Annotated in this window: 7 protein-coding genes; 2 read left to right on the forward strand and 5 right to left on the reverse strand. The window is 35.4% G+C overall.

What is annotated here, in order from left to right; genetic code table 11:
* Positions 1-6: 6 nt before the first annotated feature.
* The 5 genes from B0X80_RS08785 to B0X80_RS08805 all read right to left on the reverse strand — a co-directional run bounded on the left by B0X80_RS08785 (position 7) and on the right by B0X80_RS08805 (position 8,223).
* The gene (locus B0X80_RS08785; RefSeq protein ID WP_077339536.1) at positions 7-816 is read right to left on the reverse strand and encodes a citrate synthase family protein; all 810 of its coding nucleotides are present in this window, start codon (positions 814-816) and stop codon (positions 7-9) included.
* Complete coding sequence (locus tag B0X80_RS08790) at positions 809-1,606, reverse strand: citrate synthase family protein (RefSeq protein ID WP_077339537.1); 798 nt, start codon at positions 1,604-1,606, stop codon at positions 809-811. Before B0X80_RS08790 ends, B0X80_RS08785 begins: the two co-directional genes overlap by 8 nt.
* Entirely contained in the window at positions 1,606-3,711 is a 2,106-nt protein-coding gene (locus B0X80_RS08795; protein ID WP_077339539.1) for a TonB-dependent receptor plug domain-containing protein, read from the reverse strand. Before B0X80_RS08795 ends, B0X80_RS08790 begins: the two co-directional genes overlap by 1 nt.
* Before the next feature lie 95 nt (positions 3,712-3,806).
* On the reverse strand, positions 3,807-5,585 hold the full coding sequence (locus B0X80_RS08800; RefSeq protein ID WP_077339541.1) for a thiamine pyrophosphate-binding protein: 1,779 nt from the start codon (positions 5,583-5,585) through the stop codon (positions 3,807-3,809).
* Between the two features lie 121 nt (positions 5,586-5,706).
* Positions 5,707-8,223 carry a GGDEF domain-containing response regulator gene (locus B0X80_RS08805; RefSeq protein WP_077339543.1) on the reverse strand — a complete coding sequence of 839 codons (2,517 nt, stop codon included), beginning with the start codon at positions 8,221-8,223 and terminating at the stop codon, positions 5,707-5,709.
* Between the two features lie 696 nt (positions 8,224-8,919).
* Here B0X80_RS08805 and B0X80_RS08810 point away from each other — a divergent pair.
* Positions 8,920-10,014 carry an efflux RND transporter periplasmic adaptor subunit gene (locus B0X80_RS08810; RefSeq protein ID WP_077339544.1) on the forward strand — a complete coding sequence of 365 codons (1,095 nt, stop codon included), beginning with the start codon at positions 8,920-8,922 and terminating at the stop codon, positions 10,012-10,014.
* Positions 10,015-10,022: 8 nt separating this feature from the next.
* Positions 10,023-13,085 carry an efflux RND transporter permease subunit gene (locus B0X80_RS08815; RefSeq protein WP_077339546.1) on the forward strand — a complete coding sequence of 1,021 codons (3,063 nt, stop codon included), beginning with the start codon at positions 10,023-10,025 and terminating at the stop codon, positions 13,083-13,085.
* The last annotated feature ends 42 nt before the right edge of the window (positions 13,086-13,127 follow it).

Consider the following 13,127-nt stretch of genomic DNA (forward strand, 5'->3'; position numbering starts at 1 on the left):
TTGGTGTTATTTGACTGTTCTTAATGCTTTACCTGTATAGGTAACATCTGAAGTCTTCAAAGGAGAAAAACCACCTTTAATTCTTTCCCTCGTATCGGTGTAGCATGCGGTAACACCACTGATTACTAATGACGAGAATATACGATAAACTTCTTCAGCACTATAGCCTTGATCTGATAAAAATGCTGAAACATAACCATTCACATTCATGGTCTCATCAAACCTTTTATTGAGGTGCTCTTCAATTTTATAAGCTAATGACAGATGCTTTCCAATAGTGAAATTCAAATCTTTGGTTACTTTTTCCATTGCTGGTATGCGTTCATCTCCCTTTGCAATAGGTCTTATATAACCCATTAAATAAGGTTTCCCTCCATTTTTTTTCACTTCATTTGTTATGAAGTCGTCAATAGAGATGCCTTTCGTTATTTCTTTATAAGCATATTGAATGAACCCAACTCCACTAATAAGAGGTTTTATACCATATGATTTAGAGTCTGCTGCTAATACACCTAAAGTGGATGCTGCAACTGCAGTGGTGCGTGCGCTCCCTGCTAGGGCTCCAATTCTGTTACACCATATTCTAGGATCAGGCCAGCTTAAACAAATATGTATTGCTTCAATCCAGTCAGCTAGTTCTTTACTGGGAAGACGGCCTGTAGCGTTTAATATTACTACTTGCATATAGGTTTTTTTACCAACAAGATCTTCCATCATATCGTAACCACAACATTGAACACCTTCCCCTATTTTCCATCCACCTCGAGCGCTTACTATACACCCATGATAATGTTCCCAGTCTTGATAATTATTCATTTTTTAATTTCTCAATTGTATAGGCTTCATCAGGTTCGAATACCATAGAAGTTAAAGGTTTGTTGCTATATTCTAGGCCATGTGCCAATAAACCAGGCGCTGCGAATAGTTGCATTACAGAAGCACCTTGGCGCGGTTGAAAACCTAAATCAGCTAGTATTGCTGCGCATATACTGGTTTTAGTTATACCTATATTTTCATTATATATAAGGGATTGAAGTTGATATAACCAAGAAAATATTTTTCCATCTTTAGCATAGGGTAAGAGGTTTTCAATAAGTGTATTGGCATAAGTGTCAGCATCACCATAATGTTGAGTAATGCTAGGAATTTTTTCTTGTAAAGCTTCTTCTTTCGCCTCTATTGCTGGCTTTTTAGCATACTTTCTAAATAAACGTATTGTTGCCTCTATTTCTCCTGCTCCATCAAATGTACCCCCATAAACTCCTAAAGAAATAGGAAGAATATTAACAGTATCAGATTTTCCTACTCCAGCAATTATACTTGCTTGGGCTGCTGGGTGACGTACACCAGGATTAATAAGAGCAATAGCTAGTTTGTTAAATAATATACTTTGTTCTTTCGAGGGGAGTTCTCCTCTAAGTAGCAAATATATAACGTCAGCAAAGTTACAGTTTTCTAGTAGATCTAAATGGTCATAGCCATGTATAAATTGTTTTTCGACTAAATAGGGGTTGTGTTCAGGCGATTGCTCTAGGGTTATTTTAGTTTCTATTTTTACAGAAAACTGTTCGCCACGTGATTTAACATCACTAAAAGATGATTTCATTAGAATTTATACCTAAGTTCAGTATGTAAATAACGTTCAGATAAAGGGAGGTCGTTTGGAATGTTTACAGTTGAGCCGTTATTAAATGAAGGCTCTCTAGCGTCTTTATCTAGGATGTTTTTAGCTATTATAGCCAATTCAATAGGCGCATTATCACTTTTCCAACGCATACTAATATCACTTGTCCAATAATTAGAAATATTATCACGAGGGTCGTCAAAATTACGTAATCTATTTTTGACAAAATTATTTTTAAAATTTAGTGAAATGGTGTCACTTATATTCCAGTTAATTTGAGTATATATTTGCTGTTCGGGGACATTGGCAATCTTGGTGTTTGTATTTTTATTTTCTGCTTTAGAAATAGCATAGTTGGCAGATATACTAATATTATTGCTAACTTTCCAATTAAGTTCTAATTCACTGCCATGAGCAATTTGTTTCCCAAAATTTTGAGCTGTATTACCATTTTGATCAGGAATATATTGAATAATATTATCCCATTCGTAGTAGTAAAAACTTAAAATAGCGCCAAAGCCTGAGCCAGGGTGATAGTCAAAAGCTAGTTCGGTGGTTTCAATCTCTTCAGGTTTTAAATCAGGATTACCTAAAGCAACAGGGTTATTAATATTCCCTATATCAGCATAGGAAGGCGCTCTAAACGCTTTACCGTAAAGAAACTTTGTTGATAAGTTTAAATTGGTAGACCAAACTAGGGCTAAACGAGGATTTGTTGTATTTCCAAAATCAGAATAGTTATCATATCTAACTCCTGCAGTTAATTCCCAATCATTGGCTATACTCCAAAGATCTTGAACGAATATATATCTATTTGTACGATCTGTTTCGCGCAAAAAAACGTAAGGGGTATCTGATACATCAATTAATGGGCTTCCAGGAGTAATAAACTCACCATTAGGCCCTAATGCAAAATTTTTAGTTTCTTGTGTTCGGTATAAGTCACTATAAAAATACCCCATACCTAATGTTAGCGTATGTTTATTAATACCATTATAAATTGAAGATATATTTATTCTACTGTGTTGTTCCCAATTCTCAGGATTACCAATTAATCCATCTTTGAAAGGACCTCCTAATCCAATATCTGTACCTTTGGGGTAAATTAGGTAATTGTTTTTAACTTGTTGTGAAGTATTGAAATAGCTTGCTTGTGCTGTGAGTTGCCAAGTATCTGTTAAATGTTTAGTGTAATTGATATCTATATTATAGCGTGTGCTTTTTTGTTTAACATCAAGATCTAATGCTTCCCCAAGTCCAGTTCCTACACCTGTATTATTTCTTAATTGATAGCCCGCTCTTAGTGTAAAAGTGTGGTAGTTTACTTCTGTCCTAATATCTATATTTTCGGTACTTAAATTTAATTGTCCTGGTGCATTACTGACATTAGTTTTAAACACCTTATCCAGTAATGTTTGCGCATCCTGCTCTATAATTTTATTAGAGCCATCTGTTTTGTGATATTCAATTACCGCAGAGTATTTTAGGTCTTGCTGTTGGCCTGATATATTGAACCAAGCATCTTTTGTTGAATTAGTGCCTAACCTAGCCGATATTTCGTTTTTTTGAATATTATCAGCATTTTTCGTTATGATGTTAATAACACCCGAAAATGCATCAGCGCCATATATTGCAGAGCCGGGGCCGCGAATAACTTCGATACGTGCTATTGCTTCAACAGGCATTCCTCCCCAAACTTGGCCTCTATCCCCGACAAAGTTATTAGTGATGGGAATACCATTAACCAACATTAACACTTGAGAATTATAGGAACTATGTACTCCTCTAAAGCTATAAATAGGGTTGTAACCAACAGCGTTTCTAGATACATGTAAACCAGGCACGGCTTCCAGTACATCATCTATATCTGTAGCCCCCATGTTTTTTATTTGCTGGCTGGTAAATACGCTGGCGACAGCAGGTGCTTTATATATTTGAGTTTTTATTCCTGTTGCTATTTCAACTAACTCTTCACTGCCATAAAAATCTACAAAATAATCGTCGTTCTCTTCTAAGGTGTAATCTTGCGCAAATGCATTGGGGGCTACTGAGAAAACAGCTAATAAAGAAAGGGTGATCAATTTCATAAACAGTACAGCTTCCTGATGTTAAAAAATAGAATTAAATTAACAATATCAAATTTATACATGATAATTTAAGTGAAGTACATTATTTTAAATCTTTAAGTAATCTCATTATTTCCGGTAAGAAAAACAGCGCCTTCTTGCAAGCTTTTTACGCGATCCATCATCGGGGGGATTTCATTACTATCAATTCTTACATCTAAAACAGTGGGCACGTTTTTATTAAAAAAAGCATGAACATCTAAAGCCATTAATTCTTTGGGCGACTCAATGATATGGCCGTCTGCACCTTGTGCTTGAGCAAGTAAAGCAAAATTAATTTGGTTTAACTTCCAGCCCACTTGTTCAGCATTACTCATTCGTTGCCCAAATTTAACCATGCCGTAAGCACTATCATTGAGTACGATAAAAAGTATCGGGAGATTGTTGTCTACTGCTACACCTATTTCGTGAGAACTCATTTGCCAAGCACCATCACCAATTAAACATACGTGAGGTTTGTCGGGAGATGCCATAGCAGAACCAATGACGGCGCCCATTGACCAAGCCATACTGCCAAAACCCATGGCTATACGGTAACAACCTGAGTTGTTAGAGGTAGTTAAGTAGTGTGTTGCCCATGCCCAAATATTTCCAGCATCAATAAAAAAGCGTGTATCTTCGGGAAGTTGTGTTGATAGATAACCCATGAGTCGTTGTGGTTTGATGGGAATGTCATCAGATATACATTTCTGTTCATCAATAAGTTCTGCATAGCCACCTAATATATTTTTATTGCATTCTAGCTCTATACCTTCCCAAGTTCTTCGCCAGCTTTGTTGGGATATTTTATTTAATAATCTATTTACAATACCGTTTAGGTGCCCACATACATGGAGTTTAGCCATAGGTGAGCGACTAAAACTTTCGACGGAAGAATCTATATGGATAAGCTTTTCGTTTAGTAGGTCGCTACTTAAGCCACCAATACCTGTTTCAGTAATTGAGGTACCAAAAGCAAGAATGAGTTCAATGTCGTCATTTTTAAAAAGCTCACGCGCAGAACGATGGCCAGCATAACCATATACACCATAGTAAAGAGGGTGTTTTTCGTTTACCCACCTTTTTCCCATAGGGCCCGACACAAAAGGAGCGTTAATCGTTTCAGCTAATGTTTCTATTTGTTGGTAGGCTCCTGCACAACTATGTCCTAAATATATAACAACTTTATTTACTTTGATTATCTCTTCAATAAGTTGCTCTACGGCAAGCGTGTCTTCTAAGGAGGCTTTGTTCATTAAATAATTGATATGAGCATTTGGATTATCATGTCCATAAGGCATACGCAATATATCGGATGGAATACTGATATGAACAGGGCCTCGTGGAGCTTGGTAGGTTTCCATTAATGCTGATATTAATTTACTTTCTAGTTGTAATTCGTGGGAAACTAACGCGTTATATTTTGTACAGTTTCTAAATATACTAACGGTATCTATTGCTGTTTCACTGGAGTCTTGTAAAGAGCGTTTACCAAACTTGGGTAAGGCGGTTTGTGCTGTAATTACAAGCATTGATGATTTATCAACAGAGGCTGAGGCAACACCGGTTATAAGGTTAGTTGCACCTGGGCCTGTTGTTGAACATACAACACCTAATTTACCGGTTTCTCTAAAGTAACCGTCTGCCATAAATGCTGCAGCGCATTCATGCCTGGCTATTACAAGTTTAGGTCCGCCATTTCTTTCTGAGCGTGCTAAGGCATTGATAAAAGGCTCTATTGCGCCTCCAGGTACTCCAAAAACACACTCAATACCGAGTTGCTTAAGGTAGGTAATGATCAGGTCTGCATAATCAAATGCATGTTCTTGAGGTGCTACTAAATCTTGGTGACTCATAATTTTCTCAGTTAAACTTACTATTAAAATACGACAATTATTTATCGAGCTAAAAAATTAGCTTCATAAAAATTAAATGTAATAGAACAATTTCTTGATTAAATTTTAGTGCTTGTTGCTGTTAAGTTAATCTGTCTTGAGATATTTCCTTGATACATTTGGGTTTTGCAATGTGATACCCCTGCGCAAAATCAACGCCTAATTCGTTTAATTTAATTAGGGTGGCTTCATCTTCTACAAATTCAGCAATTGTTTTTTTATTCAGTGCTTTTGCTGTTTCGTTAATCGCTTTCACGAGTGCGGCATCGGTTGAATCTTTTAGCATGTCTTTGACAAATGAACCGTCAATTTTTACATGCTCTGCTGGAATTTGTTTTAAATAAGCAAAGGTACTAAAACCTGTGCCAAAGTCATCAATAGCAAAGCTACAACCAATTTCATTTAAGCGATTTACTAGGCGTTGGGTGCCAGTAATGTTTGATAAGCTGGCGCTTTCAGTTAGTTCAAAAATAATACGCGAAGGTTCAATGTTATATTGCGACAATCTTTCTTCTATATATAACACTAAGCGATCATCACTAAAGGCTTGAGCAGATAAGTTAATGGCTACTTTTTCTAATAGTTCGTATTCATGCATGAGCTTAATGGCTTTATCTATAACATGGCGATCTAATATGTTCATATCGCCCGCTTTTTCTAAGTGGGGGATAAATTTATCAGGGTACACAAGTTGCTCGTCTACAATAATCCTTACTAGGGCTTCATAGCATTCTGTTTCACGAGTTTTAACATCAATTATTGGTTGAAAGTGCAATATTATATTGTCTTCACTGAGTGCTCTTTGTAGTTTTTGAGCCCATTCAAAACTTTGTTTTATTTCATCTGTTAGTTTGTCTTCTTGGGTGAAAGTATGAACTCGGTTTCGTCCATTATCTTTAGCAACAAACATTGCTATATCAGCTTGTTGTAGGTAAATGTCGCTTGATAAGGCTTTACCATCGATGGCCGAAATACCTATACTGCAACTCACTTTATAAACTTTGTCTCCAAATCGAAAACTTGCTTCTTCTATGGTTTTACATATTTGTTGAGCTAATTTTTGCGCTTCTTCTACATTGGTGTTTTGGAGAATAATAGCGAATTCGTCACCGCCAATTCGACATAGATAATCACTTCCTCTCACTCTTTCAGAAAGTAAGCGTGATATTTCTTTTAATACTAAATCACCTTGCTGGTGGCCTTGCGAATCGTTAATTATTTTGAAGTGATCTAAATCTACATAAAGTAATGAATTTACGGTATTTGAGCGTGCAGCTGTTTTAGCTATATTAACGAGAATGTCATCAAAATAGTAACGATTGTGTATACCCGTTAAAGTATCGTGTAAAGCTACATGTTGTAACTTTTCTTCCGCTTTTTTTCTTAATGAAATGTCATCAATAGTACCTGATATTCCCATGAACTGATCTTGTTCATTGTAATAAGAGGAAAGGGTGATTTCACACCAAAGAAAAGCGTTAGATGATGTTTTTAACGTAAGTTCTATGATTTCTTTTTCTTGTTTACCTTGTTGTAATGTTTGAAAAATTTCGTTTAAAAACGGTTTTATTTTACCACTTGATTCATGAATATATTCAGTAAGAGGTTTTCCAATGCTTTCAGATAATAAGTAACCTGTAGTTTTTTGCCATGCGTTGTTCAAGAAAGATATATTACCTTCTGCCGTAAGCTCTATAACAATATTATTTAAACTATTTAATATTCGGTAATGAACTTTTGAAAGTGACTCAAACTTTTCTTGTTCTTGTATTAATGCTTGTGTTTTGGTTGAGAATTGCTCGTTAGCGATAATAAAGTCTTCGCGCTTCTCGGCAATACTACATACTTTTCTTAATTGTTCGGCTTTAAACGGTTTTTGAATATAATCTGAAGCACCTTTTTTCAGCATTAACTCAGCTAAATCAGCATTGCCGTGTGCTGTCATAGCAATAACGGTTTGGCTTGGTGTTATGGTTATTATGTGATCTAACACTTCATCGCCAGACATGCCTGGCATCATAATATCTAGCAGTACAATGTCGTAAGGTGTGTTTTTGAATTTTTGTAAGCCGATTAACCCGTTTTCAGCTAGCTCAATATCATAATTATGTCTTAACATGCGTTCAATAAGTTGAGCTGTATCAGGGGTGTCTTCAATGACTAATATTTTAGTTTTCTGGTTTAAGTTGTTTTTTCCTATTATTGCTTCTTGAATAATACTGGGGAGTAATTCAATTTCTTGAAATGAAACAACTTTGTTTATATCAAATATTTTTGCGGTGGTTTCTGCAATACGTTCACTATGATTTTCTGTAATTAATATAACGGGGATATCTGGTTTTTCAGATAAAATGCCAGAGCGAATTAATCGGGTTAATTTCCAGCCATCTACTTGCCCAATTGCGACTTCTGTAATAACAGCATCAATATTTTTTGAGCGAATAAGTGCTACAGCTTCAACACTATTTTTTGCATGAATAAGTAGAGTTTCATTACAAGAGAGAATTAAATTTACTTTATTAACCATTAAATCATTCGCACTAATGATCAATAAAGTTAATGGTTTGTTACGAGAAGTTTGTATTTTTTTTAATAGCACTATTTTTGGCAAACTACTTGATGGCAATTAAGCTATGTTTATATATTTTTTCAATTAAAGCAATGAATTAAATGTAAATTTTTTTTTGAAAGGTCGGAGTAGTTATTAAATAAATAAGATGATTTGGTGGTTTCTATCCATTAAAAAGAGATAGGTTTTAAGTGGTAATGGTTGTAACTATTGAGCTTAAGCACATTATCTCTATTTTATTGTTTGTCTATTTATATCGTGGAATATGAAATATAAATTTTAAACATAACTAAAACTTATTATTTAAATGTAATCATATAAAAATTAATTTTTAATTCATTGTAAAACCGGTAACCATTTAAGATGCTGATTTCAGTGGGAACTAAAAATAATTTAGGCGCAGCTTCCCGCTCGAACAAAATCGAAGTACATTTATGCAGGAACCTGATTGAAATTAATCAGCCTCATAAATTGTTTTAGACCCATCGCAGCACTTGAGAAAAATAACTTTATCAACGATGCTTCTTTAAAGGAATAGTCTTTATAACAAAGTATTGCCTTGAATTGATATCGTTTAAGTATTCTGAAATAGCCTATTGATTGGTAATGGGTATATGTTTTTTTGAATTTTTGTTGTTTTTTAGAGATTTATTTTTATAAAAAATACTTATATTTAAAGGTACAATACAGCGCATACAAAATTAAGATTAAAAATAGGGAAGCTCAGTGAAAATTAAAGCGTGGATAATTACTCTTATTGTTATAGCACTAGTATTATTTGGTTTGTATTCATACAAGAAAAATTTAATGTCGCCTAGTGCCGAGGCATCAGCAGGAGGCTTTGAGCCTGCTGCAACTGTTGAAGCAACTGAAACTAAAATGAGTGTGTTTCAAAACACTGTTCAAGTTACAGGAAACATTAAAGCACCACAGCAGTTAATATTAAAAAACGAACTTGCTGGGAAAATCACTGGGCTATTTTTAACTTCTGGAGAAGTTGTCAAAAAAGGACAAACACTACTAACACTTGATACGAGTAATGAGCAGGCCAGTTTAATTGCGGCTAAAGCGCGTGTTACTTTGTCTGAGCAAACATTAAAACGCTATAAAAATCTTGTTGCTCGTAATGAAATTAGTGCTGAATTAGTTGATAAAGCGACATCTGATCTTGCTATAGCAACGTCTGAAGTTATGTCTCTTAATACTCGCATTGATAAAAAAACTATTACCGCACCTTTTGATGCTGTTGTTGGTTTACATGATTTAACGCAAGGTCAATATTTGGATGGTAATAGTCAAATAGCTGATTTAGTTGGTGTAACGGATCACTTATGGGTTGAGTTTTCATTACCTCAATCGTTTTCTGAACTTGCTATGAATGAAACCGTCATGATGAATAGTTCAAATGGTTTAGCATTATCTGCCAATATTATTGCGGTAGAACCTGTGCTTACTTCACAATCTCGTCATTTAAAATATAGAGCACAATTTAGTGTGAAAAATAATGGCATTAAACCGAATTCATTAGTGAATGTAGTCGCTCCTATCAGTGACGTTGAAAACCGTATTACTATTCCTGATATTGCTTTAACTCATGACCAGTTTGGTGATTACGTATTTATACTCACACCAGAAGAAGGTGGACAAGGTAGTTATCGTGCTCAGCGTAAACAAGTGACAATAGCGCTGAAAAATGAAACAGACGTTGTATTAAAAAGTGGTTTAGAAGAAGGGCAAACCATAGCGACTCTTGGTGCTTTTAAACTTCATGATGGTATGAAAGTTTTTATCGCAAAAGCTGTAAAAACTGCTGAACAATAGGGAATATTATGGCCACACTTGAGTACAACAAAGCCAGCATAATGGATATGTTTGTTCGTAAACCCGTATTGTCTATTGTTTTATCGTTAGTTATTTGTTTATCGGGCATATGGGCAGCGTTTGATATACCTGTTATTCAGTTTCCTCAAATGGAAAGCTCATCATTAGTCATCAATACCTATTACACAGGAGCTTCAGCTAAGGTTGTTAAAGGCTTTATTACTGATCCTATTGAACGCGTATCTTCTACAATACCGGGTGTTGATTATGTTGATTCAATAACAACAGCGGGAAGTAGTACGGTTACTGTGCATTTAAACTTGAATGAAGACAGTACAAAAGCTTTAGCCGAAATTAACACTAAGTTGAGTCAAATTCGTTTTGAGTTACCTGAAGGTGCACAAGATCCTGTTGTGTCTGTTGTTCGAGCGGATAGAGCTTTTGCGGCTTTTTATCTAAATGTGAATTCAGATAAGAATAATCCGTCTATGTTAAGTGATTATTTAACCAGACAAGTACTTCCTACTCTTACGAGTATTGACGGGGTGCAAAAGGTTGAACTAGAAGGCGGTCGAAAACCTGCCATGCGCGTAAATTTAAATCCTGAACGTGTTGCTGCTTACAAGTTGAGTACAGTTGATATTTTTACTGCTTTAAGAGCTAACAATACCATAGCAACGTTGGGATACAGCCAAAACGATCGTCAGCAAATTGATATTGTGACTAACTCTCAGTTATCTAGCGTTAAAGAGTTTGAAGACTTGGTGGTGACAAAAATTAATGGAGAGGTTATTTATTTAAAAGATATAGCGAATGTTTCTTTAGGAGCTGAAGAAGCGAATGTTACGGCCCGAATAGATAATACCAATACTATTTATATTTCAGTTTGGCCTTTACCCGGTGCTAATGAAATTTCAATTGGTGATGCACTTTATCAATCGGTAGAAGAAATAAATAAAACACTACCAGATGGTATTGATATTGAGTTTGCTTACGACGGCACGCTGTATATGCGTGATTCACTTAAAGAAATTATTATCACCTTATTTGAAACCATCACCATTGTGGGTTTAGTGGTTTTAGCCTTAATGGGATCGTTTAGAAGTGCATTAGTGCCTTTAATTACCATTCCAATTTCAATTTTAGGTGCTATTTGGACCATGTCGTTAATGGGGTTTTCATTAAACCTGTTAACTGTACTTGCCATTGTTCTATCTGTGGGGTTAGTAGTTGATGATGCGATTGTTGTTGTTGAAAACGTTGCGCGCTATATGCGTGATGGTAAAACTCGTACTGAAGCGGCCCTGCAAAGTTCAAGGCAATTACTTGTACCTATTATATCCATGACATTAACCTTGGCTGCGGTATATGCACCTATTGGCTTTTTATCGGGGTTGACGGGGATGTTGTTTAAAGAGTTTGCTTTTACTTTAGCTATTGCTGTGTTGTTTTCGGGCATTGTAGCAGTAACTTTGTCGCCTATTATGAGTGCCCATATATCACCGTCTGACGGGAAAGAGGGCAGCATGACAAAATATGTAAACGCCATCTTTTTCCGTATTCAGCGTGCCTATGCAAAATTGTTAGATTTCGTTTTTACCATTAAAACTCAAATTGTGTTAGTTGCTGCTATTGTTGCAATGCTTACCGTACCTTTTTATTTATATTCTGCTAAAGAGTTAGCGCCCATTGAAGATCAAAGCATGGTGGTGGTTATTATTCAATCACCACCTGAATCATCTATGGCGTATAACATAGAACATACCACTAAAATGGTAGATAAATTATTAACTATTCCTAACAGTGAAGCTATTTGGCAAGTGGTTTTTAAAAGTGGTGGTTTTGGTGGTTTAAACTTTGTAAAACCAGATGAGCGTAAAGAAAGCGCTGAAGAGCTTGTTCCTATGGTTTATATGAACTTAGTGGGAAACTCGGGTTTAGATTCACTTCCTATATTACCTCCGTCATTACCAACAGCAGGACAATTTGATGTTGAGCTAGTGATCAAATCGCCTGATTCTTATGAAACTATGAAAGGTTATACCGATAAATTGGTTGGAGCAGCTTTTGCTAGCGGACAGTTTTTATTTGCGGATACTGATTTAAAGATTGATTTACCGCAAATGGAACTGAGTATAGACAGACAAAAAATTGCTGATTTAGGGCTGAGCTTTGCAGATATAAATCAACAGCTAAGTGTTTTTTTATCAAGTAATTATGTTAATCGGTTTGATTCAAATGGAAAAGCTTATCAAGTTATACCTATGGTAAATAATAAAGTGAGAGCTAATCCTGAAGATATTTTAAGTTTAACAATTAAAACGCCCAATAATAGTTTAGTGACCGTTTCTAGCTTTGCTAAAATTAAATGGTTAATTGGTCCAAGACAACTCACCACATTTAATCAGCAAAACTCTATTAAAATCTTTGGCGGTGTTTTACCAGGGGTAAGTAAAGAAGCAGCATTAGCTACATTAGAAAAAGCTGCTGCTGATATATTACCTAAATCATATCGATTAGATTACGCAGGTGAGTCTCGCCAAATTAGATCTGAAGGTAGTACGTTAATGAGCGTATTAGGGGTTTCATCTATTATTGTATTTTTCATTTTAGCGATTCAGTTTAATAGTTTTAGAGATCCGTTAGTGGTGTTATTCGGTTGTGTACCTTTAGCCTTATCAGGTGCATTGCTTTTACCTTTTATTGAATTAACAACAATCAATATTTATTCACAAATAGGCTTAATCACCTTGGTGGGCTTAATTGCTAAAAATGGTATTTTGATTGTTGAATTTGCTAACCATGTTCAAGAACAAGGTAAAACCAAATTAGAAGCGGTAACCGAAGCGGCTATAACACGGTTAAGACCTATTATGATGACAACGGCGGCAACTGTTTTCGGACATCTCCCATTAGTATTTGTAACCGGTGCTGGCGCAGAAGCGCGTAACAGTATTGGTATTATATTGGTAGCGGGTATGTTAATTGGTACTGTGTTTACATTATTTATATTGCCTGTGTTTTATTTATGGTTTGCTGAAAAGCGAGAAAAAACCGTTAAGACTATGTAAGTAATGTACAAAAGTAGTTAACGTAATAAGGATAGGTAGGAG

Source organism: Pseudocolwellia agarivorans, assembly GCF_002000085.1.
GTDB classification, from domain to species: Bacteria; Pseudomonadota; Gammaproteobacteria; order Enterobacterales; family Alteromonadaceae; genus Pseudocolwellia; species Pseudocolwellia agarivorans.